Here is a 23,008-nt window from a genome sequence, read left to right as displayed (position 1 = left end):
CTGGGCGGTCAATGTGCCGCGGCCGCCTCGCGCAGGCGGCGCGCTTCGTAGACCTTGAGGTGCAAATAGACCAGGCGCAGCAAAGATCGCTCGGGCAGGGCCGTGCCGGCGCGTTGCAGCAGGTCGCCGAAAACGTGCTCGGCCTCGGTGGGGGCGCCGCGCTCTATGTCCTTGAGCATGGACGCCGTTACGGTGGACGTGGGCGACGTCAGCAAGGTTCTCGGGCTTTCCAGCGCCTGGGGGCGTGGATCGTGGCCGTTGGCGCGGGCGACGGCCACGCATTCGTCGAGCAGGCTCATGGTCAGTTCGACGCCGCCCGCCTGCACGATGTCGCCGATGGCGCCGCGCATCAGGCAGTTGGTGCCGGCAGCGGTCGCGATGAACAACCACTTTTCCCACATTTCCTGCACGATCTGCGTACTGGCGCGGGCCGTGAAGTTGACCTCCGCGAATTGCGCTTCGATACGGCGCACGCGCTCGGACGAGGCGCCGTCCTGCTCGCCGTAGGCCAGAGTGTGCCTGTCGTTGTAATGCCGCACAGTGCCGTCGGCATCGAGCGCGGCAGAGATCAGGCATAGCCCGCCCAGTACGTGATCGCGCCCGAAGCGCTCGGCCAGCCTATCCAGGTGCTTCATGCCATTGAGCAAGGGCAGGATAGCGGTGTCCGGCCCCACGGCCGGCGCGATCGATTCCATGGCCGAGTCCAGGTCGTAGGCCTTGCAGCCGAGCACGATGACGTCGAAGGCGGGGCTCAGCTCCTGCGCCGAGACGGTGGGAGGATTGGGGATGTGGGCGTCGCCCTTGACGCTCTTGATGCGCAGCCCGTGTTCGCGCAGCAGCGCGGCCCGGGCCGGCCGCACCAGGAATGTGACGTCGCGGCCGGCCTGCAGCAGCCTGCCGCCGAAATACCCGCCCAATGCTCCAGCCCCTACAACCAGAAATCTCATTGTCTTGCTTCCCGTGATTGCAAACAGTGGTGCCCATATTACTCCGGCCTGGTGCGCTCGAGGCTTGGCTCTATTTCCGGATCAAGCATGCACTTTGTGAAGAGCCCGGGGCTCTCGGCCACTATGCGGGGGCGCCCATGGCGCGGAAGTGAATCAGGCATGACTCGCCCCTTGCGCCAAGAGGCGGGGTTCGCGCTCGGGTTCGGGGCCCGCTACGCCTGCCGCCGTCTTTGGCTTCCATAATGACTATATACTTGACTAAGGCAAGTTATTATTTGACAATGGCTATTAAATGGTCGGCAAGCCACTATTGTCGCGTCTGTACCTCTTGCCATCCGGAGCCATGCCATGACCGCAGCCGCCGTCTCGATCCTCGATCAACAAATTGCCGTGGTGCGCGGCTTCAGCCGCTTCTACACGCGCTTGGTAGGCCTGCTGAACGAGGGCATACTGAAAAGCGCATATTCGCTCACCGAAGTGCGCATATTGTTCGAGCTGGCGCATCGCGACAGCCTCAGCGCCAGCGATCTGGTGCGCGAGCTGGGGCTGGATGCCGGCTATCTCAGCCGGGTCCTGAAGCGTTTCGAAGCGCGAGGCCTGCTGGCCCGGTCGCCGGCGCCGCAAGACGCGCGGCAGACTTTGCTTGCCCTGACTGCCGCCGGCCGCAAGGCCTTCGAGCCGCTGGATCGCGCATCGCACGATGAAATCTCGCAGATGCTGCAGGCGCTGGACGCGCCCGGGCGCGACAGGCTGGTGAAATCGATGCAGGCCATCGAGCGCCTGCTGGGCGGCCGCGCCGAGCCCGCCGTGCCTTATGTGCTGCGCCCCCTGCAATCGGGCGACATAGGCTGGATCACGCATCGCCAGGGTGTGCTGTACAACCAGGAATACGGCTGGGACGAGACCTTCGAGGCGCTGGTGGCGCAGATCCTGGCGAAATTCGTGGAAGAGTTCGACCCCAGGCGAGAGCGCGCCTGGGTCGCCGAGCGCGAGGGCGAAGTGGTGGGCTCGATCTTTGTGGTCAAGGAATCCGATGCGGTGGCCAAGTTGCGGCTGCTTTATGTAGAGCCCTCGGCGCGGGGCCTGGGCATAGGGCGGCGCCTGGTGGACGAATGCATTGCATTTGCGCGCGCCAAGGGCTACACGCGCATGGTGCTGTGGACCAACGATGTGCTGGTTTCGGCGCGCCGCATCTATCAGGCCGCCGGCTTCCAGCTGGTCGAGCAAGAGCGCCATCATTCCTTCGGCAAGGATCTGGTCGGCCAGAACTGGGCCCTGGATCTTTAGTGTCGTGTCTCAGAAGTTCGCACCCATGAAATCGTGTCTTCGCGCACACGGCAGCGTTGCAAATCCTCGCGATAGTTACGGCTATCGCTGCGGTTTGCGCCTTGCCCTGCACACGAATCCATCGATTTCATTATGGGCACGCACTTCTGAGACACGACACTGGTGTCGTGTCCGTTGTGCCGTGACCGTTTGCTCGCCAGCGTGGCTTCCCTCTTGCTTTACTTTAGTGTGCACGGGCGCTAGCCGCCTTTTCCCGCCTTTTGTCTATTGACAGCGTTTTGCGCCGGGGTTTAAGTTGGCGGTCTGGCGCGTGGCTTTGCCCATGCGCCGGACAAGCCGGCGGACGGGTGTCCCGCCGCGCCGCACGCCCGGCCCGCAAAGGCGCAGGAGAACACGAAATGAAACGCTGCCTGGCTACACTTTCACTTTTTACCCTTGTCATGGCGGGCGTGGCCCATGCCCAGACGCTGACGGTATACAGCAGCGTGGACGAGGCCAATGCCAAGAAGATCCTCAACGCTTTCACCAAGGACACCGGCATCAAGGCCAATATGGTGTTCCTGTCCACCGGGCCTGCGCTGTCGCGCATACAGGCCGAATCGAAGCGGCCGCAGGCCGACGTCTGGTTCGGCGCGCCGGTGGAAAACCACGTGGTGGCCGAGCAGCGCAATCTGCTCGAACCCTACGTCAGCGACAAGGCGGCCGGGGTGGCGCCGCAGTACAAAGATCCCAAGGGTTATTGGTATGCCATCTACACCAACCCGCTGGCTTTCGGTGTGCGCACCGATATCCTGGCCAAGCGCGGCGCACCGGTACCGCATTCCTGGGCCGATCTTACCAACAGCGCCTACAAGGGCCTGATCCAGATGCCCTCGCCGCAGACCTCGGGCACCTCGTACGAAGCGGTGCTCACGCTCATCAAGATCATGGGCGAGGACAAGGCCTTCGCCTACATGAAGGCGCTCAATGCCAACGTGCAGACCTACACGCAAAGCGGCACGGCACCCAGCGCCAACCTGGGCCTGGGGCAATGCGCCGTGGCGATCCAGTTCACGCCCGGCTTCCTGCAATTGAAAGACCAGGGCTACAAGGTCGACGTGGTGTTTCCCTCTGAAGGCGTGGGCCACGAAGTGGCGGCGGTTTCCATCCTCAAGGGGGCCAAAGACCTGGATGCGGCCAAGAAGCTGATCGACTGGATCACCTCGCAGCAGGGGCAGCAGGCCATGGTCGATGCCAAGACTTATTTCATGCCGGTGCGCGACGACGTCAAGGCTGGCGCCGGCGTGCCCTCCATGAGCCAGATCAAGCTGGTCGAATCCGACCCGGGCTACGCGGCCAAGAATCGCAAGCGCCTGGTCGATCGCTGGCTGCAGGACGTGCTCGGCCAATAACGGCCCGGCCAGTAATACATGGCCCAGGTGGGGGTGCAACTCAAGAGGCTGGCGCGCGACCCGGTGTTCTTCGCACTGGTCGCGGCGGTTTTCGTCGCGCTTTTGTTGTTCGTCGTGTACCCGCTGGTGCAGGTTCTGCTGACCAGCTTCCAGGACGACACGGGCTGGACGCTGGCGCATTACCAGCGCATCGTCCAGCACCGTCTGTACTTCAGCGCGCTGCTCAACAGCCTGAAAGTTGCGCTTACTGTGGGCGTGGCCAGCGTCGTGCTGGGCTATTTGCTGGCCTTCGTGCTGGGCCGCGCCGCCGTGCCCTTGAAAAAGCCGCTGCACCTGGCGGCCATGCTGCCCATCATTTCGCCGCCGTTTGTCACCGCGGTATCGGTGCTGTTGCTGTTCGGCTTCAACGGCCTGATAACGCGCCGGCTGCTGCACCTGCAGGACTTCGATATCTACGGCTATCGCGGCGTGGTGCTGTCGCAGATATTCACCTTCGCACCCATTGCCTACTTGTCGCTGCGCGGCGTGCTGCAGTCGATCAATGCCACACTGGAGGACGCCGCGTTCAATATGGGGGCAAGCCGCTGGCAGGTGTTTTGCCGGGTCACGCTGCCGCTGTCGCTGCCGGGCATCGCCGGCGCATTCCTGGTGGTGTTCATCGAGTCGCTGGCCGATTTCGGCAACCCGCTGGTGCTGGCCGGCGCACGTTTCCCGATGCTGGCCACCCAGGCCTATCTGGAAATCACCGGCTCGTTCGACCTGCCGCTGGGGGCCGCGCTGGCCGTGGTGCTGCTGATTCCCAGCGTCACCGCGTTCGCCATCCAGCGCTACTACATTTCGCGGCGCCAGTACGTTACGGTCACCGGCAAACCCTCGCGTTCGACCTCGCGGCTGCTGGGCCCGCGCACGCTCTGGCTGCTGTACGCGCTGGTGCTGCTGTTTGCGCTGGCCATTGCAGTGTTCTACGCGGTGATCGCCGTGGGCGCCTTCACCCGGGTCTGGGGCAGCGACTACACGCCCACCCTGGAGCACTTCCATTATGTCTTCCAGCTGGGTTTCGACGCCGTCAAGGACACGCTGGTCATTGCGCTGCTGTCCACGCCCATCAGCGGCGTGCTCGGCATGCTGATCGCCTTCATGGTGGTGCGCGGCGCCTTTCCCGGCAAGAGCCTGATGGAATTCGGCTCGATCCTGAATTTCGCCGTGCCCGGCACGGTGGTGGGCATAGGCTATGTGCTGGCATTCAACGGGCCGCCGCTGATCCTGACCGGCAGCCTGGCGATTCTGGTGCTGGCCTTCGTATTCCGCTACATGCCGGTGGGCATACAGTCGGGCATGGCCGTGCTGCGCCAGATCGACCCGGCCATCGAAGAGGCCGCCCGCAACCTGGGGGCCAGCAGCCTGCAGACCTTTCGCAAGATTACGCTGCCGCTGGTGGCCCCCGCCTTCTTCTCGGGCCTGGTGTATGCCTTCGTGCGGGCCATGACGGCGATCAGCGCGGCCATCTTCCTGGTGTCGGCCGACTGGAACCTGATGACAGTGCAGATACTCAGCCAGGTGGGTTCGGGGCGCCTGGGGGTGGCGGCGGCCTTCAGTGTGCTGCTTATCGTAATAGTAGTGATCGCCATCGGCGTGATCGGCAAGCTCGTCGGCCGGCTGACGCCGGCCGGCACGCACGGAGGCATGGCATGACCCTGAAAGACTTGAGACTGGTCGATCTGCGCAAGGAATTCGCCAGCCGCGACCCGTCGGGGCCGCGCGCCGTGGCGGTCAGCGGCGTCAGCCTCGATGTCGAGAAAGGGCAGCTGGTCACCTTGCTGGGCCCTTCGGGCTGCGGCAAGACTACGCTGCTGCGCATGATCGCGGGCTTCGAAGAGCCCACCGGCGGCGACATTTATTTCGGCGAACGCCGCGTCAACGACGATCCGCCCAATGCGCGCGATGCGGCCATGGTGTTCCAGTCCTACGCCATCTTTCCGCACCTGAACGTCTTCGAGAACGTGGCCTTCGGCTTGCGGCTGCGCCGCGTGCCGGCCGCCCAGCTGCGCGAGCGCGTCGGCCGCGCCCTCGACATCACGGGGCTTGCCGGCCTGGCGGGGCGCTCGCCCGAGCAGTTGTCCGGCGGCCAGCAGCAACGCGTGGCGCTGGCTCGCTGCATCGTCATGGAGCCGCGCCTGCTTCTGTTCGACGAACCGTTGTCCAACCTGGACGCCAAGCTGCGCGAGCAGATGCGCGTCGAGATCCGCGAGCTGCAGCAGCGTGTCGGCATCACCACCGTGTACGTCACGCACGACCAAGTCGAGGCCATGAGCATTTCCGACCTGATCGTCATCATGAATGCGGGCGCGGTCGAGCAAATCGGCCGCCCCGATGAAATCTACGCGCGGCCGCGCAGCCGCTTCGTGGCCGACTTCCTGGGCAAGGCCAATTTCGTGCAGGCACGCGTCATCGACGCCACGCACGTCGACATCAGCGGTACCGCGCTGGAAGTGCGGCCCCACGAAAGGGCGGCAGGCGAGATGGTGACCGTGGTGCTGCGGCCCGAGGCCCTGGCCGTCGGCCGTGAGGCCGGCATGCTGCGCGGCACGGTGCGGCGCGTGATGTTCCTGGGCAGCATTGCGGAATACCTGGCCGAGGTGCCCGGTGTGGGCGAACTGCTGGTGGATCATGCCAACCCCGCCGCTGGCACGCTGCTGGGCGTGGGCGAGCCGGTGTACCTGACGCCCGCGCCCGCCTGCGCGACCGTTTTGTAGGCGCTGCCTGGCCAAGCCCGCGTCGGCTTGAAAAACCGGTTGTTGGTGTTTCTATGAGTAGAGTAGGTATTTCTGGCTCATGGATCTGCATTCGAAAGGGTGCACCGACCGGACAAGGCGGTATTTCAACACTCGAGGATGGCGAGCTCCTGGCCGACCCGAACGGAATCTTCCTCCTGGACCAAAAGCGCTTGAACTGTTCCGCTGGCGGACGACTCGATCTCGAGATTGACTTTGTCGGTCATGATCTCGGCGACGATCTCGCCCTGTTCAACCCTGTCACCGACCTTCTTGTGCCAGGCAACGAAAGTCCCGGTTTCAAAGTCTTCAGACAATTTTGGGAGAGTTATCCGAACTTGCTTAGCCATTGGTGCGCTCCAGAGACGTCGTATCCATCATATCTATCAGATCTTCCAGAAATGCACCCGCCGCCATTCCATTTATGAGCCGGTGGTCGTAAGTTAGGGACAATGGCAACGTTTCTTGCGTTGTATAGCCATTTTTGCCTGCTTGCGGCGCCAGGCTATGATGGATTCGGCCGACGCCAAGCACTCCGGACTGGCCCGGGGGGATGATGGGAGTGGCCCACACCACGTGTTTCAAGCCTGCGTAGTTGCTGAGCGTAAACGTGCCGCCCCGCACGTGCTCGAGCTTCAATGCGCCGTCGCGCGCACGCTGCACCAGGCTTTGGGCTTCCTCGGTAATCTGGGGGATATCTTTTTCGTTGGCGCGGCGTATCACCACCGACTGCAAGCCGCCGTCCGGCAAGGACACCGCCAGCGCGATATTGATTTCGGCGAACTCGACGATCTGGTCTTCAAAGATCGCGCCGTTGAGCCGGGGATGCCGCTCCAGACAGCGCGCGCATGCGTGTATCAGCAAGTGAGTCAGCCCGGCCTTGGAGCCGGACGATTGCCACTGTGCACAGGCTTTCAGCAAGGCCCCGGCCGGCGCTTCCGCCATGGCGGTGACACTGGCATTGACTCTGAGGCTTTCCACCATTCGCTCTGCCACTATTTTCTGGCTGCCGGCGAGTTTGATCCGGCGCGCGACAGGGATGGATGCGAGCGTTTCTCCAGTCATGGGAATCCCTATGCAATATGAGCTTCGCGCGACCTGGCGAGATTCATGATGGCCGTGTGAATTTCCTTCTCGTCGGGCAACGCAAGCCCACGCAGCGGGCCGCTGGGAATCGGTACCGGCTTCGCTCCAACGCGCCCGACTCTGACGGCTTCTGAATCAGGCCCCAGCTCTTCGAGTACCCGCGCAATGACTTCGGCGCCGTGCCCGAAGCCTTTCCAGGCCTCGTGCACGGTCAATAGCCGCCGGGTCCGGCGTACCGACTGCACGACCGTTGCGACGTCCCAGGGGGCAAGGCTCCGGAGGTCAATGATTTCAACACTGACGCCATGCTCGGCCTCGGCTCGCTGGGACGCGCGTTGCACCAGCGGTAATTGGGAGCCGTAGGCGACCAGCGTCAGGTCTTTGCCCGCGTGCGCGATGCGTGCCGATCCGATGGTTTCCGGGCCTATGGATTCGGTGAGATCGACCTGTTCCCGACGGCCGTGGGACAGGGACATGGGTTCCACGAAAAGCACCGGATTCGGGTCGCGGATTGCGGCACGCATCAGCCGATAGGCATCGGATGGGTTTGCCGGCATGACGACCTTGATGCCGGGAACGTGGCAGAACCATACCGAGTAGTCCTGCGGGTGCCCGCCATAGGGCCCATGGCCGGCGCGCGTTCTGATGACGGCCGGCGCGCTCTTGGCCCCGCCGGTCATATAGTGAAGATTGGGGGCCTGGTTGATCAACTGGTTCATGGCCGCCGGCAAGAACTCGCCGAAGCTGACTTCCACGATGGGCTTCATGCCAAACAGCGCAGCGCCCAGCCCGATACCCACCATGGCCGATTCAGAGATGGGTGTTTCGAGGACGCGGTTCCGGCCGAATTCATCGTACAGCCCTCGGGTGCCCTGCATGACGCCACCAAAAACCCCCACATCCTGTCCGAGGTAGATGACCGACGGATCATCCTGCATTTCTTGGCGAATGGCTTCGATGATGGCTTCGGCCAGCGTCAGCCGAACGTTTTCCCGGCTGTGGGGCGCCCCGCTGCCGGTCATGCCGCCAGACGCGGCGCGCTTGATGTCCTGGTTCATGCGAACACCTCGTGCTCTCCGAGCTCCGTTGCCCCTGCGTCGCTGCGGGTCTGGGCCTCTGCGACAGCATTGCGGGCCTGTTCCGCTGCCTCGCCGCGAATATTTTCCAGTGCATCTTCGGATGCAAGTGCGTCCCGGATCAAGCGGCCTTTCAACAGCTCGATGGGGTCGGGGGCGGCGTAGGCTCTTTGTGCAGCGTCTTTATAGAGCGCTTTGTCGCCGGACCAATGGCCGCCTTTGCGCCATGTCATGGCTTCGATCAAGGTCGGACCTTCACCCTTGGCTGCCCGGTGCCGGGCGGCCGCCACCGCGGCATAGACGGCTTGCACGTCATTGCCGTCGACCGTAACGCCCGGCATGCCATAGGCTGCGGCACGTTCGACTACCGGGGCGGGCAGATAAGACTGCACGTGCTGGGAAATGGCCCAGCCATTGTTCTGGCAGACGTACACGATCGGTAGTTTCCACAGGCCGGCAATGTTCAGATTTTCGTGAAAGTCTCCCCGATTGGCGGTGCCGTCGCCGAATGAACAGATGCAGGCCTTGCCGCCGCTTCCGGTACGCTGCAAAGCCAGGGCTGCACCTGTGGCGATACCCAGCGAAGAGCCCAGGTCGCCCGCCACCCAGGGCACGAAGCCCAGCTCGGGGGGGCCGGTAAAAGGAACGGATCTTCCCTTGTTGTATCCTGCGGCCTTGCCGAAGGCCTGGCACGCCAGCGTCTTCATGTCCGCCCCGCGCATGAGGTAGGCGACAAAAGGGCCTCGATAATGCGGTGCGCCGATATCGCCGGCTTCCAGTGCCGCGAAGGCCCCGACGAGAACGGCTTCTTCCCCTTCCGTCGAAAACCAGCGCGGATTCGCGGCACACAGCGCCGACTCGAACTCACGGCAGACAATCATCCATCGGTATAAATGAAGTGCGTCGACTGTCAATTCGATCTCCTGTAGGCCCGGATCATCGGTTAGGTCCGGATCATCGGTTTTCAGCCCCGCGAACGGGGGCTACCGTACATATAACTGCGCCACGCTTTCCCGAAGTATCAATGTGATTTCCTCCATCCTGCGGGAAATATGTTTGCTCAATAGCGTCTCGGACTGTTCCGCGTCCCGCTTGGCCAGAGACTCCACGATAGAGCGGTGCTCTGAATAGGTGGTCTGTTCTCTCTTGAGGTCGATCCAGCGTACGAAACGTATTCTTTCGTTGACAGCGTTCAGCGATCTGACCAGTTCGACATTCCCTGAAAGGCGTATCAGCCTGATATGGAATTCTTCGTCGAGCGTCACCAGTTCCTTGGCTCCGAGTTCATCGGTGCGTTCCATGACTGAATCCCAAAAATCGGACAGATCCGAGATTTCTTCATCCGTCGCCTTTTTCAGGGTCAGCCTCAGCCCGCCGAGCTCAATGATTTCCCGTAACTGATAGAGATCGAAGACTTCTTGCCGCGATAGCTTTTTGGTGAAATATCCCTTGTTGGGAATGAAATGCAGCAGGTTTTCCGCGGCCAGCCTGTTCAAGGCTTCGCGCAGGGGCGCGCGGCTGACGCCGAACCGATTGGATACCTCGACTTCGTTGATTCTTTCCCCGGGCATGAAGTCGTACAAAATGGTCATGTCTTTGATGCGTTTGTATAGCTCACCTACTGTATGGCTTCTTTTGGTCCGTGGCGGCGCCACGGCATTTTCTATGACAATGTCATTCATTCGATCCAACATATCGGCGTTCAGAAAATTTCATCGTCTCATAGTTTGGCCATGCGCGCCTGTCGAGCACAGCACTTGCCATGTTCCGGCGGACGTTCGCCCGCCGGAACACACGACCCGCCCCGGTACGCTCGAGACAAAGCAGAGCTGCCCATGTTCGGACGCGCCCCCGGCCGCCAGGTAATCTTCGCAGGCATGGCGCCCCCAGCTGGCTTGGGGCGCCACGTTCTTGACAGCGGGTGACGGGTCAGTTCTTGTATTCCACGAGGATTTCGCGATAGGGTGTGGGGCCGGTGTTCTTCGCCTTGTGCGTGGCCGGAACCCGCACGCCCTTGCCGATGTCGGAAAGCACCTCGAGAAAACCATCTTCCAGCTTGAGCGAATACACGGCGCCCGTGGGAACCTCCAGCGTGCCCAAGTCTTTGCCGGCTTCGTCGAATATCTGCAATGGAGCACCCTGGATCGAATACCACATATAGGCGTGCTCGTGCGTATGTATCGGTGTCTCGGCACCGGGCTCCAGCACGAAATTCCAGACAATTACCTTGTCGTTTTCGAAAATCTTGTCAGTACCAACGCCTGCCATAACGGTCTCCTGAAATTTATAGGGAAAGCGGGGCTATTACGCCTGGTACACCCTGCCCCGACGGGTGGGCGCCTACCATGAACATCTCAGCAAGCAGACCTGTCTTTAGAATTGTTGATAGAAGTGTAGACAGTATCAAAGGGAGCGTCAATGGGCGCCATCCGGAAAATTCGTCGTGGACAGGTCAGGTTTTTCTGGGCTCGGCCTGCAGCACTTGCATCACCGCCGCCGCGACCTCGGCTGCGCTGTCCGGCCCCAGTATGGTGACATGGTCGCCCTGCACTTGATGTACCGGTATGGGCGTGTCGGTGAAGCAGCCCCAGCCCAGGTCGGCCAATGCCAGCTGGCGGTTTTCGGCGTCGCCCAGGTCGGAATGCAGCGGCGTGCTGGCGCGGATCAGCGCCAGCCTCAGGCCGGGCACGGGCTCGGGCCGCGGCGCATAGGCCAGGTAGGCGTCATACTGCACCAGGCTGGTACGGTGGGCGCGCTGCAGCCAGCGCGCGCTGGCCGCGGGCGGCAGGATGCGCGCCGCGTGCAGGCGCCGCACGGCGAGATCGAAGCGCTCGGCGGCCGGCAGGGCCAGCAGCTCTTCCATTTCCAGCACGGGTTCCAGGCCCTGGAAGCGGGCGCGCACGTCGGCCATGCGTGCCAGCCATTGGGCATGCGCCCGATCGGCGTCGGGATCCAGCACCGAGGCGCGTTCCAGCGGCGCCGGCGTGTCGATGATCACCACCATTTCGGGCGCCCGGCCTTGCGCGGCCAACTGGCGCGCCATCTCGAAGGCGACGATGCCGCCGAAGGAATAGCCGCCGATCCAGCGCGGCTGCGGCTGCCCGCGCGCCTGCAGGGCCTGCAGATTGGCTTGTGCCAGGGCTTCGACACTGGATAGCGGTTCCTGGCCCTCTTCGAGGCCGGCCGCCTGGATCGCCCAGAACGGTATGGATGGCGGCATGGCGCGCGCCAGGTCGAGGAAGACGCTGACGTCGCCGGCCACCGGATGCACGCAGACGAAGGGGGCGGGGGGCTCGGCGCCGCCGGCTGCGGTGCGCGGCGCGGCAGCGCTCATGGGTACGATCGGGTTCCAGGCCTGGCCGGATTCGATGGCCCGCGCCAGGGCTGCCACCGAGCGGTGTTCGAGCAGCAGCGAGATCGGCACCGGGCGTTCCAGGGCCTGTTCGAGCCTTGCGGCCAGTTGCACCAGTTCCAGCGATGTGACACCAAGCCGCCAGAAGTCCGTATCCAGGTCGGCCGCCTCGGCGCCTGGTGACGCGCGCAAGGCCAGGTCGGCGACCGCCGCCGCGATGCGGGCCTCGAGCGTGCTGCGCGGCCGCGTCGCGAAGCGCAGCGCGCGGCGTTCGGCAGCCGGCCCGGCGGCGGGGGCGGGGCGCGCCTCGGGCCGGGGCAGCGTGTCGATGCGCCCGTCGGCCGCCTCGGGCAGCGCCGTCAGTATGGCTGCCACGGCGCGCAGTACCTCGTGGCCGTCTTCGAGTTCGCGTCCGTCTTCGGGCTGCACCAGCGACAGCACGATCGAATCGCCGGGCACGGCGATGAAGGTCAGGTCGTAGGCGGTCTTGAGGCGGGAATGGACAGGCTCGGCGACCAGGCCTTGCGCGCCGCTCCAGGCGCTGGTGCCGGATGCGATGTTTTCCACCACCACCAGCGTGTCGAAGAGTGCGCTGGCGCGCGCACCGCGCCCGGCCGCTTCGGCCACCGCGGTGGCCGGCAGGTGCGCGTGGGCCTGCAGCTGCCCCAGCAGCGACTGCATGGCGGCAAGCCGCGCACCGCAGGCGGCCGTGGCCGCCACGTCCAGCCGCACGGGCAGGTTGTTGATGAACAGGCCTACGATGTTCTCGACCCCGGCGATACCCGCCGGCCGGCCCGACACCGTGGTGCCGAAGACTACGTCGTCGCTGCCCAGACGCGCGCCCAGCCAAACCGCCCAAGCGAAATGCAGCGTGGCGGCCAGGGTCAGGCCGCGCCGCCGCGCGAACGCCGTCAGCGCACGGCTGGCGCCGCGATCCAGCGCCAGCCGCGCCGTGGCGAACGAGCGGGCCGGCCCCTGCGGCGGCGCATACAGCCGACGCTCGGCGGGCAGGTCGGCCAGCAGTTCCGCAAAGAAGCGCCGGCTGGCCGTCTGGTCGGCCTGCGCCAGCCAGGCGATATAGGCGCGGTAGGGCACCGGCGCATCGAACAGGGGCGGGCGGCCGCGGTAGGTTTCATAGGCGGCGCGCACTTCGCGTTCCAGGCGCCCGAGGCACCAGCCGTCGACCAGCAGATGGTGGAAGCTGGACACCACATAGGTTTCGTCCGGGGCGCAGCGGATGACGTGCAGGCGCACCAGCGGCGCCTCTTCGAGGCGGAAGCCCCGGGCGCGGTCGCGCGCCAGGAAGTCTTCCAGGCGCGCGGCGTCGAAGGCTGGCCAGGTTTCGTCTTGCATGGGCAGCGCCACGCTGCGGTGCACGACTTGCAGTGGCCGCGCCAGGCCGCGCCAATGGAAGGCGGTGCGCAGCACGTCGTGCCGTTCGAACACGGTGGCCCAGGCATGGCGGAACGCTTCGAGATCCAGAGGCCCGCGCATGCGCACGCAGCTTTGTTCGAAATTGATCTCGGAATGTTCGGCGGCCAGGGTGTGAACCAGCATGGCCTCTTGCATGGGCGAGAGCGGGTAGATGTCCTGGATGTGGGAGCCGTCTGCGACGATGCGTTCGAGTTCTGCATCGGACAGCGCGGCCAGAGGAAAGTCGGCCGGGGTGTAGAGCGCGGCCTTGTCCGCGGCGGCCAGAGCTGCGGCGCGCTGCAGCTCGGCGGATACGCGTTGCAGCAGCTTGGCGGCCCCGCAGCCGGGCTCGGCGCCGAACCATTCCAGGGTGATGCGTCCGCCGTGCGCGCGGGCCAGCAGCATGCCGCGTACCGAGGGGCTGAAGGCAGGCAGGGAATGCAGGCGCATCGCGGGGTGCGCCGCGGTGGCGTCGGACCAGGCCACGCCCAGCGCAGCGGCGGGCAGGTCGAACGTCTGGCCCAGCACCGCATAGACCGGGGCGCCCGCCTGTACGGCCTGGCGCGCCGACTTGACGGCGCGCAGGTGCTGGGGCGTGGCCTGCGGGCCGATGGGGGCGAGGATCAGCAGCGGGGCATCGAGCATGCCGACCAGGCCGTCGCTGGCGGGCGCGTCCGGCGGCAGGGTGCCGCGGCCATTGAGGGCTTCGATGAGTACGCGGGCCGGGCCGCCCGGCGCTTGCGGCAGTGCGGCGGCCAGGGCCGCGGCCAGCAGATCGGGCAAGGTGGCGCGCAGCCGTCGCGGCGCGTCGCCGGCGAGCGCCGCCGCGGTGTCGGCATCGAGCCAGCAGCGTGCCGCGGCGCGTGCACAGTCGGTGGCTGAGCTTAGTTCGGGGGTGGCGGCCGTGCGCATGGCCGGGCTTTCCAGGACGGCCAGTGCGCCGTCGGCCGCCTGACGGTCGGCATAGGCTTGCAGCCATTGCAGCCATAGCCCATAACTGGTGTCGGGCGCCGCCAGCGCCGCGCTTCCGGACTTGAGCGCGGTGTCCAGTTCGGCCAGGATCAGGGCCGCGCTGTGTTCGTCGGCGGCGGCGCGATGCAGTGCGATCACCGCCACCGGGCCGTCCGCCGGGCCGCGATCCACCAGGGTGGCGGCGATCATGACGCCGCTGTTCGGGTCGAGCCCGCGCCCTATGCGTTCGGCGTGCGCCGCGACCCAGTCGTCGATCTGCGTGTCGTCCAGGCCCGGCGCCTCGACGGTGCGGATGGGCAGCTGCGCTACATAGGCCATGACCTCCAGCCGGCTGGAGGCGCTGTCGCGGATCGCCCTCAGGCGCAGCGCTTCGTGGCGCTCGGCCAGCAATTGGGTGGCGAAGGCCAGCTCGGCGATGCTTACGGGCCGATCCAGCGCCAGGCTGGCCAGCACATAGGCCGGCCTGGCGCCGGATTGGCCGGGTAGGGTCTGCGGCACCAGTTCGGCGGCGAAGACCTGCTCGGTGCCGCCGCGTCTGGGGCGCGGCTGGCGCGCCGCGCCGGCCGCCGCCGCGAGCCGCTCGATGGACTGCAGCTGGAAGACATCGGTGGGCGTCAGCGGCAGCCCCGCGTCGACGGCGCGCGCCGCCATGCGGATAGCCAGGATGGAGTCGCCGCCGACGTGGAAGAAATCATCGGTGACGCTGACGGATTCCAGGCCCAGCAGCTCGCGCCATATGCCGTGCAGCGTGGCTTCTTCGTCGGTGCGCGGCGACACGATCTGTGTGGATCTGTCGTAGTGGCGGTCTTCGATGGGCGGCAGCGCCTTGCGGTCGACCTTGCCGTTCAGGTTCAGCGCCAGGGATTCCGTGGCCACATAGGCTTGCGGCAGCATGTGCGCGGGCAGCAGCGGTTCGAGGAATTGGCGCAGTTCCGCCGGGGTGGGCGCGGCGGCGCCTAGCGGCACGACATAGGCAACAATGCTGCGCTCGCTGCCCGCCTGGCGCGGCGCGGCCACGTGCACCGCGCGCAGCGCCGGGTGGCGGCCGAGCGCGGCGGCGATTTCATTGAGTTCGATGCGAAAGCCGCGCACCTTGACCTGGTCGTCGGTGCGCCCGGCGAACAGTATCGTGCCGTCGGGCCGCCAGCGGCCGTGGTCGCCGGTTCGGTACATGCGCGCGCCGTCGACGCCGGCATAGGGGTCGGGCAGGAACGCGGCGGCGGTGCGCTGCGGGTCGCCGACGTAGCCCAGCGCGACGCCGTCGCCGCCCACGTAGATCTCGCCGTTCACCCCGGTGGGCAGGGGCTGGCCGCGCCGGTCGAGAATATAGGCGGTGCTGTTGGCGATGGGGCGGCCTATCGGTATCGTGGGGCCGTCGGGGTCGAGTGCGCCGATGTCGAAGGTGGTGCTGAAGGTGGTGTTCTCGGTGGGCCCGTAGCCATTCATAAGGCGCAGGCCCGAGCCGGCGCACGCGGCCGTCACCGCGCGCGCCGCCGCCGGGTTGACGGCGTCGCCGCCGGTCAATACCAGCCGCTGCCCGGCGAAGACGGCCGGGTCTATGCCGGCGATCTCGTGGAACAGGCCGGCCGTGATCCACAGCAGGGTGATATTGCGCTCGGCCAGGGTGCGGCGCAGCTCGGCCACTTCGAGCATGGCGCGGCGCTCGACGATGACGGCGGTGCCGCCATTGAGCAGCGGCGCCCAGAGTTCCAGTGTAGAGGCGTCGAACGAGGGGTTGGAGTAGACGGCGGCGCGCGTGCGCGGGCCGAACTCGGCGAAATCGGTGTTGCGCACCAGGCGCGCGATGGCCTTGTGCGGCACGGCCACGCCCTTGGGCTCGCCGGTCGACCCGGAGGTGAACATGACGTAGGCGGCACCGGATGCGGGCCGCGCCGCCGGATGCGGCGCCTGCAGTGCGGCCGCCTCGGCCTCGATGCGCGCCGCGTGCAGTGTGGCGGAGGCGCCGTACCCTTCGGCCGTTTCTTCGTCTTGCACGATGACCGCGCGGGCGCCCACTGCGGCGGCGAGCCGCGCGCGATGGGCGTGCGGGTGGGAAGGGTCGAGCGGCACGTAGGTGGCGCCGAGTTCCAGTATGGCCAGCACCAGGGAAATATAGCGGGCCGACAAGGGCACGATGAGCACCACCGCGTCGCCTTGCGCCACGCCTCGCGCGGCGAGCGCCGCGGCCAGGCGCCCGGCGCGCTGCGCCAGCTCGGCGTAGCTGAGCGGCGTACCGCCGTCGTCTACGGCAGGGTGCCCGGGATAGCGGCGCGCGGTTTCGGCAAACAGCTCGGCCACCGAGCTATCGGCGGGGTAGGGCCGGCGATTGTCGTTGTAGCGGGCGATGAGTTCGCGTCCCGCGCGCGCATCGATCAGCGGCAGGTCGCCCAGCGCCAGGGCGGGCGCGAGGGCCACGGCGCCGGCCGCCGCGGCGAACCAGGCGAGCAGGCCCTGGATGCTGGCGTGGTCGAACAGCGACGGGTCGTAGCGGCACCAGAGCTCGGTGCCCTGCGCCTGTTGGCGGTACACGAAGGAAATGTCGGACTTGGCGGCCTGCTCGGCCTGGTCGTCCACGGCCGCGAAGCGCGTACCGTCGGCGGCGACCAGCGCTACGCCGGACTGTTCCAGCGCCCCGAACAGCACCTGCATCAGCGGCACGACGTCGGTGCGGCGCTCGATGCCGATGGCCTGGACGATGCGCTGGAAGGGGGCGTCGCGGTGGCGCACGCCGGCCAGGAAGGTACGATGCACGTCGCCCAGCAGCGTGTCGAAGCCCGTGTCGGGCGTGCAGGCCAGGCGCAGCGGCAGCGTGTCGACCAGCAGCCCCACCAGCCGCGCGAGTTCCGGCCGTGTGCGCTTGGAGACCGGAACGGTGACCACCAGGTCGTCCAGCCCGCTCCAGCGGTGCAGCACCGCGAAAAATATTGCCAGGTACGCCATGAAGGGCGTGGCGCCGTGCCGGCGCGCCATGTCGTCGATGGCCGCTGCGCTTGCGGCGGGCAGCACCAGGCGTGCCGTGGCGCCCCGGGCGCGCGCGAGGTTCGCGCCGCGGCGCCGATCCAGCGGCAGGTCGAGCAGCGGCGGGACGTTCTGCAATTGTTCGCGCCAGTAGCGCAAGGCCTCGGCCAGCGCGGGGGCGCCGGCCTCGCCGTATTGTTCCTGTTCCCAATCGGCATAATCGGGATACTGCAGAGGTAGTTCCGGCCAGCGCGGCTCGGCGCCGCCGACGCAGGCGTCGTAGGCGGCCACCAGGTCGTCGAGGAAAATCGGCAGGGACGTGCCGTCGGCCACGGCGTGGTGCATGACCACCAGCAGGGCCAGGCTGCAGCCGGCCGCCGCGGGCCGGGACGGGCACAGCAGCTGCGCCGCGCACAGCGGGCCGTGATCCAGGTCGAAGGGCTGCGCCGCCAGGGCGGTTACGGCCGCGGCCAGCGCCTGCTGCCATTGGGCGCGGTCGGGAGCCTCGACGCGCAGCAGCGGGATATCGATCTGCAGGTCGTCGCGCACCGCCAGTACAGGCACGCCGTCGGCCAGGGGCAGTGCGGCGCGCAGCACGTCGTGGCGGGCGATTACCGCCTGCAGCGCGCGGCACAGCGCGTCTTGGTTCACCGGGCCGGAGATCTCTATGGCCAGCGGCACCGCGTATTCGATGCCCCCGGGCTGCAGCAGATCCAGATAGCGCAGCTGGCGCTGGGCGAACGATGCCGCCGCGACGTAGCCGCTGCTCACGATGCCTGCCCGGGAGTCGATACGGTAGAAAGGTCGACCCGCGCCCGCTGCCGCTTGCGGATCGCCGGCGCTTCGCCGGACTCGCGGCCGCCGACGCGGCGCGCGAAATCGGCCAGCCGCGGCGCCTCGAACAGGTCTATCAGGTCGACGCCGAGCTTCAGGTCGCGCCGCAGGCGCGATACCACCTGCATGGCGTCCAGCGAGCGGCCGCCTATGGCGAAGAAATCGTCGTGCCGGCCCACCGCGCCGCAGCCCAGCACCGCCTGCCAGATCTGGGCTATGGCTTGTTCGGCGCCGCTTTCGGGGGCTTCGGCAACGCTTTCGCGCAGGCGCGGCTGCGGCAGCGCCTGGCGGTCGACCTTGCCGGCGGCCGTACGCGGCAGGCGCTCGTGCAGCACCACGCCGTGCGGCACCATGTAGGCGGGCAGCAGCCGCTGCGCGTGGCGCAGTATGGCTTCTTCGGATGGCAGGTCGGGGCCCGCCACGTGCGCCACGATGCGTGCCGGCGCTTGCGGGGAGGCGCGCTGGGCTATGGCGACTGCTTCGCGCACGCCGGCGAGTTCCTGCAGGCAGGCCGCGATTTCGGTGAGTTCGATACGGTAGCCGCTGATCTTGACCTGGTCGTCGGAACGGCCATGGAAGCGCAGCCGGCCGTCGAAGCCGCGTACGACGCGGTCGCCGGTTCGGTACACCACCCCGTAGCCGGGCTCGTCATGAAACGGGTTGGCAATAAAGCGCTCGGCGCTAAGGTCGGGCCGCCCCACATAGCCCTGCGCGACCCCGGGCCCGGCGATCAGCAGCTCGCCCGCCGCCCCCGGAGGGCACAGCCGGTTGCGGCCGTCGGCCACGTAGGCGCGGGCACCGGGGATGGCGCGGCCTATGGCCACCGGGCCGGTCTCGCCGGCGCGGCAGATTTCCAGTGTGGCCCAGACCGTGGTTTCGGTGGGGCCGTATTCGTTGCTGAGCACGACGCCGGGCAGCCGCGCACAGTGGCGCTCGACCAGGTCGCGCGGGCAGGCCTCGCCGGCGACCACGGCCATTTTCATGCTGGCGAAGTCGGTGGCGTTGCCGGCCGACAGCAGCAGGCTCCATTGCGAGGGAATCATGATGGTCTGGGTTACGCCCTGGCTGCGGATCAGCGCCGCCAGGCGGTCGGGGTCGGTGGCCTCGATGGGCTTGGGCAGCACCAGCGTGCCGCCGATGGCCAGCGTGCCGAAGATGCCCGTGACCGAGCCGTCGAAGATCAGGGGAAAACTCAGCAGCAGCACCTGGTTGGGCCGGCCCGCATAAGCCGCGGCACGCGCCGCGACGTGATAGGCCAGGTTGCCATGGCTGACCGACACGCCCTTGGGGCGCCCGGTCGAGCCGGAGGTAAAAATGACGTAGGCTTCGTCGCCCGGGGCCGGCAGCGTTGCCGCATCCGGATCCGCAGCTGGAGCCGATTCGCCGCGAACGATCTCGTTCACGGTAACCAGGGGCGCGCCGGCCAGCTCGCCGCCTTCGCTGTCGGCCAGCACGGCGGCCAGCCCGGCCTGCTCGACGATATATGCTTTGCGCTCGGCTGGCGAATCCATGTCCAGCGGCACATAAGACGCGCCGCTGTGCAGGATCCCGATGATTGCCGCGATGGCCAGGGGCGTGCGTTCCAGCAGTACGCCGACGCGGGATCCGCGGCCGATGCCGCGCTGCGCCAGGTGGCGGGCCACGGCCGCGGCGGTGGCCGCGAGTTCGGCGTAGCTTAGGCGCTGTTCGCCCCATGTGGCGGCGATGGCGTGCGGCTGCGCCGCCGCGTGCTGGAGTATGGCGCCAAGCACGCCGTGCTGGCCGGCCGGTTCCGGCGCCGGCGTAGCGGCGTCCGCCAGCAGTGCGGCGCGTATTTGCTGCGGCAGCACGTCGATGGCGGCGACCGGCGTATCGGCGTGATCCGGCAGGCTGGCCAGCGTGTGCGCCAGCATGTCGAGCCGCAGGGCGGCATCGGCGGCATCGCGCAGGTGGCGATCGAACATCAGCTGCAGACTGAGTTCGCCCTGGTGCCGCTCGACCATCAGGTTCAGCGGCATATCGGGCAGGGTGGTGTCGCCGCTGCCGGCCAGCGCCAGGCCGCTGCCTTCGAGCGCGGCGTTGATGTCCAGCGGGTAGTTTTGATAGCCCACCAGGCTGTCGAAAGGCAGGCTGTCGCGCGGCAGCCCGAGCAGTTCGCGCAGTTCGTCCATGCCCAGCGTTCCGGCTTCGCGTGCGTCGGCCACCGTGGCCTGCAGGGCTTCGAGCCAGGCTGCCAGCGGCCTGTCGTCGATGCGCGCCAGCACCGGCTGGATGCGTATTTGTATGCCCACCAGGCGGCTGTCGCCGCCTTGGTCGAGCTGGGGCGGGCGCAGTGTTTCGACCGCGCCGAAAAGCTGGCCGTCGTGCCCGTCGAGGCGGCTGCCAACCATGGCCCAGGCGCCCTGGATCAAGGTATTGAGTGTTACCCGGCAGGCGCGGGCCAGCGCTTCGAGGCGCTGCACGTCGGCTTGCGGTACGCGGCGTTCGATGGCCTGTATGTCAGGGTTCGACGCGCCCCGGGTAAGGCGGGTCTCGCCGCTTGCGCCGTCTTCGATGGGGTGTGCGGCCAGCAGCGCGCCCCAGTGCGGCGCCGCCGAGGCGGCAGTCTTTTCCCATTCGACATAGGCGCGGAACGATGGCGCAGGCGGCAGGGCCGCCGGCTGATTCCGGCATAGCCCCTTGTATATCGCGAAAGCTTCTTCCAGGAGGATGCCCAGAGACCAGCCGTCCACCGTCAGGTGATGGCGCGTCCAGACCACGATGTGGCGCTGCGGCGCGAGCCGCAACAGCGCAATGCGCATCAGCGGAGGCTTCTTGAGTTCGAAACCCTGTGCGCGGTCTTCGGCCAGAAAGGCATCGAGGCGCGCACGCCAATCGGCTTCGGCGCTCCAGTCTTGCTGCAGAACCTTGAGCTTCGCCTGGCGATGCACGACCTGGAAGGGGTGGTCTTTGAGATCCCAGTGAAAGCCGCTGCGCAGCGCCGCATGACGATCGACCACCGCCTGCCAGGCGGCAGTGAAATTCGCGGTGTCCAGGGCGCCTTCGAGCACGGCCCACCACTGCCCCATATACAAGGGCTGCTCGGGATAGGCGAGGCAGCGCACCAGCAGTGCCTGCTGCATGCGGGTAAGCGGATAAGCGTCTTCGATGGGGCGCAGCGCGGGGCCGCTCGGCTCGGAAGTGCGGCCTGGCATGGCCGGGCCTGAAGGGAACTGGGCTGAGGTCATGAGCGTGTCCGGAATCTGCGGCGCAACGGTCAAGGCCGGATCCTGGCTACGCTGGTGGCGAGTTCGAGGCCGTGGTGGACGACATGCCTGCAAACCGGCCCGGCCCGTCATGTGGAGGGAGCTGCGGTGGAGAGAACTACAGTATCTACGTTATGTATACAAACTTTTGTCGCGGCTGCCCGCCTGCGTGCAGGCGGGGCCACGAGCGCAACTATGCGCCGAGCTTACAGGCTTTCGATGTAGAAGCCTTCGCCCTTGACGTCGCCGTTGGTGAAGTTCATGAACTTCTCGACCCAATGGCCGCCGGTCTTGGCGTTGGGGTTCTTGGCCAGTGCATCGAAGGACGCCTCGTCTTTCCAGACGGTGGCCAGGCCGAACATGGAGGGGTCTTTCTTGGAGCGCATCAAGCCGAAGCCGATGAGCCCGGGAACGTGATCGCTGGGCTTGGAACCGTCGCTGGGCAGCAGGGATTTTTCGAGTAGTGCGCGGGCGTCTTTTTCGCTGCCTGCCTTGATGTTGGCGCGGGTGATGGTCAAGAACATATCGGCCATGATGAATTCCTTGGTTATCTAGGAGGGGGGAATGGATTTGCGGAACTTACAGGTGAGGGGCGATAGGTGTGTCGTTTGTCTCGTGCGCGGCCTCCTTCACAGGCGCAGTTTATGCTGCGGTTCTAAATGATGTCAATATTCGACATATTACCTATATGATGGTTACAGCCATAAGAAAAAATGTATCCCGCAAGACAGGCCGAGGCTTCTGTATGGATATATGATGTATATACATTGGGGCTTAGGCGGCCCGCATGCCGGACGGGCCGAATTCGGGGAACATGTCGCCGCGTATGGGGCCGCCGATGCGTAGGCTGATGTCCAGCCCGGCGCCGGCCAGGGCGTCGATCATTTCTTGGCCGTGGCGCGCCACGACCGAAGCGTCGGTGACCCAGCGCGTGACGAAACGGCGCATGCAGTGCCCGAAGCTGTTGCCCGGAGCGCCATGGATGGTGCGCGCGTCGAACAGCACGCAGTCGCCGGGCTGCATGTCCCAGCCGATGATGTCGTAGGCGCTGCGATCGGCCTCGATGTCGGGGATTTCGCCGAATTCCTGGGCGTCGCGGCGCGACTGGTCGCCGTGGAATTCGGTGTAGAAGCGATCGACCGCCGGTGTGTCGGCGGTAGGCGCTTCGAAGAACGACTTGGGCATCAGCGCCTTGCCCCAGGCGTGCGAGCCGCGCACGAATTCCAGCGTGGCGGCGCGCGGGGTGGGATCCAGCGCCACCCACAGCGAGCAAAAGGGCCCGTCGACCACGGTGTCGTGGTGCCAGGGCGTACGCTCGGCGCTGCCGGGGCGTTTCATGAACCAGGTGTCTTGTGCCAGGCGCACGCGATCGGTGCGCATGGCGCGCGCGGCGATCGAGGCCGCGGGCGATTCCATGCAGAATCGCTGGAATTCGGGGATGTAGCGGCGCGACCACATGTCGGACAGAAAGCCGCCGTTTTCGCCGCCCAGGTTGCGGAAGAACGGGCTGGGGCTGGACACGTTGCGCTCGATTCCGAGCCGCAGCAGTTCGAGCTGTTTTGCATCTATGGCGCCGCGTAGGCATATGGCGCCGTCGGCTTCGAAACGTTCGACGAAATCTTCCATTTCCGATCCTTTGGTGCGCTGGCGGAACCGATGCGATGCCTGTAGGCGGAAGGCGCCGCAGCGGGTGCGCG

At 66.4% G+C, this 23,008-nt stretch carries 15 protein-coding genes; 4 read left to right on the top strand and 11 right to left on the bottom strand.

The window, feature by feature from the left end; translation table 11 throughout:
* Positions 1–8: 8 nt before the first annotated feature.
* Complete coding sequence (gene panE, locus CEY11_RS09910) at positions 9–947, bottom strand: 2-dehydropantoate 2-reductase (protein WP_088603194.1); 939 nt, start codon at positions 945–947, stop codon at positions 9–11.
* Positions 948–1,295: 348 nt separating this feature from the next.
* On the opposite strand from panE, the gene CEY11_RS09905 reads away from it, so the two are divergent.
* The 4 genes from CEY11_RS09905 to CEY11_RS09890 all read left to right on the top strand — a co-directional run bounded on the left by CEY11_RS09905 (position 1,296) and on the right by CEY11_RS09890 (position 6,378).
* On the top strand, positions 1,296–2,234 hold the full coding sequence (locus tag CEY11_RS09905; RefSeq protein ID WP_088603193.1) for a bifunctional helix-turn-helix transcriptional regulator/GNAT family N-acetyltransferase: 939 nt from the start codon (positions 1,296–1,298) through the stop codon (positions 2,232–2,234).
* 398 nt (positions 2,235–2,632) lie between these two features.
* The gene (locus CEY11_RS09900; RefSeq protein ID WP_088603192.1) at positions 2,633–3,625 is read left to right on the top strand and encodes an ABC transporter substrate-binding protein; all 993 of its coding nucleotides are present in this window, start codon (positions 2,633–2,635) and stop codon (positions 3,623–3,625) included.
* 18 nt (positions 3,626–3,643) lie between these two features.
* Entirely contained in the window at positions 3,644–5,317 is a 1,674-nt protein-coding gene (locus CEY11_RS09895; RefSeq protein WP_088603191.1) for an ABC transporter permease, read from the top strand.
* The gene (locus CEY11_RS09890; protein ID WP_088603190.1) at positions 5,314–6,378 is read left to right on the top strand and encodes an ABC transporter ATP-binding protein; all 1,065 of its coding nucleotides are present in this window, start codon (positions 5,314–5,316) and stop codon (positions 6,376–6,378) included. Before CEY11_RS09895 ends, CEY11_RS09890 begins: the two co-directional genes overlap by 4 nt.
* Before the next feature lie 125 nt (positions 6,379–6,503).
* On the opposite strand, the gene CEY11_RS09885 is transcribed toward CEY11_RS09890, so the two are convergent.
* The 10 genes from CEY11_RS09885 to CEY11_RS09840 all read right to left on the bottom strand — a co-directional run bounded on the left by CEY11_RS09885 (position 6,504) and on the right by CEY11_RS09840 (position 22,937).
* A complete protein-coding gene (locus CEY11_RS09885; RefSeq protein ID WP_088603189.1) occupies positions 6,504–6,746 on the bottom strand; it encodes a biotin/lipoyl-containing protein in 243 nt (80 codons plus the stop codon).
* Complete coding sequence (locus CEY11_RS09880) at positions 6,739–7,461, bottom strand: 2-oxo acid dehydrogenase subunit E2 (RefSeq protein ID WP_088603188.1); 723 nt, start codon at positions 7,459–7,461, stop codon at positions 6,739–6,741. Before CEY11_RS09880 ends, CEY11_RS09885 begins: the two co-directional genes overlap by 8 nt.
* Positions 7,462–7,469: 8 nt before the next feature.
* Entirely contained in the window at positions 7,470–8,540 is a 1,071-nt protein-coding gene (locus tag CEY11_RS09875; RefSeq protein ID WP_088603187.1) for an alpha-ketoacid dehydrogenase subunit beta, read from the bottom strand.
* Positions 8,537–9,472 carry a thiamine pyrophosphate-dependent dehydrogenase E1 component subunit alpha gene (locus CEY11_RS09870; RefSeq protein WP_143322779.1) on the bottom strand — a complete coding sequence of 312 codons (936 nt, stop codon included), beginning with the start codon at positions 9,470–9,472 and terminating at the stop codon, positions 8,537–8,539. Before CEY11_RS09870 ends, CEY11_RS09875 begins: the two co-directional genes overlap by 4 nt.
* 69 nt (positions 9,473–9,541) lie before the next feature.
* Complete coding sequence (locus tag CEY11_RS09865; protein ID WP_269845273.1) at positions 9,542–10,240, bottom strand: GntR family transcriptional regulator; 699 nt, start codon at positions 10,238–10,240, stop codon at positions 9,542–9,544.
* 247 nt (positions 10,241–10,487) lie between these two features.
* Positions 10,488–10,826, bottom strand: coding sequence for a cupin domain-containing protein (locus CEY11_RS09860; protein WP_088603184.1), 339 nt, complete (start codon positions 10,824–10,826; stop codon positions 10,488–10,490).
* A gap of 184 nt (positions 10,827–11,010) precedes the next feature.
* On the bottom strand, positions 11,011–18,024 hold the full coding sequence (locus CEY11_RS09855) for a non-ribosomal peptide synthetase (RefSeq protein ID WP_088603183.1): 7,014 nt from the start codon (positions 18,022–18,024) through the stop codon (positions 11,011–11,013).
* A complete protein-coding gene (locus CEY11_RS09850; protein WP_198958872.1) occupies positions 18,021–21,293 on the bottom strand; it encodes a non-ribosomal peptide synthetase in 3,273 nt (1,090 codons plus the stop codon). Before CEY11_RS09850 ends, CEY11_RS09855 begins: the two co-directional genes overlap by 4 nt.
* Before the next feature lie 224 nt (positions 21,294–21,517).
* Positions 21,518–21,844: an antibiotic biosynthesis monooxygenase gene (locus CEY11_RS09845; protein ID WP_088603182.1), complete on the bottom strand. Its 327-nt coding sequence runs from the start codon at positions 21,842–21,844 to the stop codon at positions 21,518–21,520.
* 241 nt (positions 21,845–22,085) lie between these two features.
* Positions 22,086–22,937 (bottom strand): phytanoyl-CoA dioxygenase family protein, encoded by an 852-nt coding sequence (locus CEY11_RS09840; RefSeq protein WP_088603181.1) that lies wholly within the window; start codon positions 22,935–22,937, stop codon positions 22,086–22,088.
* Positions 22,938–23,008 lie beyond the last annotated feature (71 nt).

Source organism: Candidimonas nitroreducens (assembly GCF_002209565.1).
Taxonomy (GTDB): Bacteria; Pseudomonadota; Gammaproteobacteria; order Burkholderiales; family Burkholderiaceae_B; genus Candidimonas; species Candidimonas nitroreducens.
This window is presented reverse-complemented; position numbering and strand designations above follow the sequence as displayed.

What these genes read in the sequence shown, in the direction of transcription:
- panE (WP_088603194.1), bottom strand. Translation starts at nt 947, where the DNA reads ATGAGATTTCTGGTTGTAGGGGCTGGAGCATTGGGCGGGTATTTCGGC.
- CEY11_RS09880 (WP_088603188.1), bottom strand. Translation starts at nt 7,461, where the DNA reads ATGACTGGAGAAACGCTCGCATCCATCCCTGTCGCGCGCCGGATCAAA.
- CEY11_RS09895 (WP_088603191.1), top strand. Translation starts at nt 3,644, where the DNA reads ATGGCCCAGGTGGGGGTGCAACTCAAGAGGCTGGCGCGCGACCCGGTG.
- CEY11_RS09875 (WP_088603187.1), bottom strand. Translation starts at nt 8,540, where the DNA reads ATGAACCAGGACATCAAGCGCGCCGCGTCTGGCGGCATGACCGGCAGC.
- CEY11_RS09885 (WP_088603189.1), bottom strand. Translation starts at nt 6,746, where the DNA reads ATGGCTAAGCAAGTTCGGATAACTCTCCCAAAATTGTCTGAAGACTTT.
- CEY11_RS09905 (WP_088603193.1), top strand. Translation starts at nt 1,296, where the DNA reads ATGACCGCAGCCGCCGTCTCGATCCTCGATCAACAAATTGCCGTGGTG.
- CEY11_RS09840 (WP_088603181.1), bottom strand. Translation starts at nt 22,937, where the DNA reads ATGGAAGATTTCGTCGAACGTTTCGAAGCCGACGGCGCCATATGCCTA.
- CEY11_RS09900 (WP_088603192.1), top strand. Translation starts at nt 2,633, where the DNA reads ATGAAACGCTGCCTGGCTACACTTTCACTTTTTACCCTTGTCATGGCG.
- CEY11_RS09845 (WP_088603182.1), bottom strand. Translation starts at nt 21,844, where the DNA reads ATGGCCGATATGTTCTTGACCATCACCCGCGCCAACATCAAGGCAGGC.
- CEY11_RS09890 (WP_088603190.1), top strand. Translation starts at nt 5,314, where the DNA reads ATGACCCTGAAAGACTTGAGACTGGTCGATCTGCGCAAGGAATTCGCC.
- CEY11_RS09850 (WP_198958872.1), bottom strand. Translation starts at nt 21,293, where the DNA reads ATGACCTCAGCCCAGTTCCCTTCAGGCCCGGCCATGCCAGGCCGCACT.
- CEY11_RS09865 (WP_269845273.1), bottom strand. Translation starts at nt 10,240, where the DNA reads ATGAATGACATTGTCATAGAAAATGCCGTGGCGCCGCCACGGACCAAA.
- CEY11_RS09860 (WP_088603184.1), bottom strand. Translation starts at nt 10,826, where the DNA reads ATGGCAGGCGTTGGTACTGACAAGATTTTCGAAAACGACAAGGTAATT.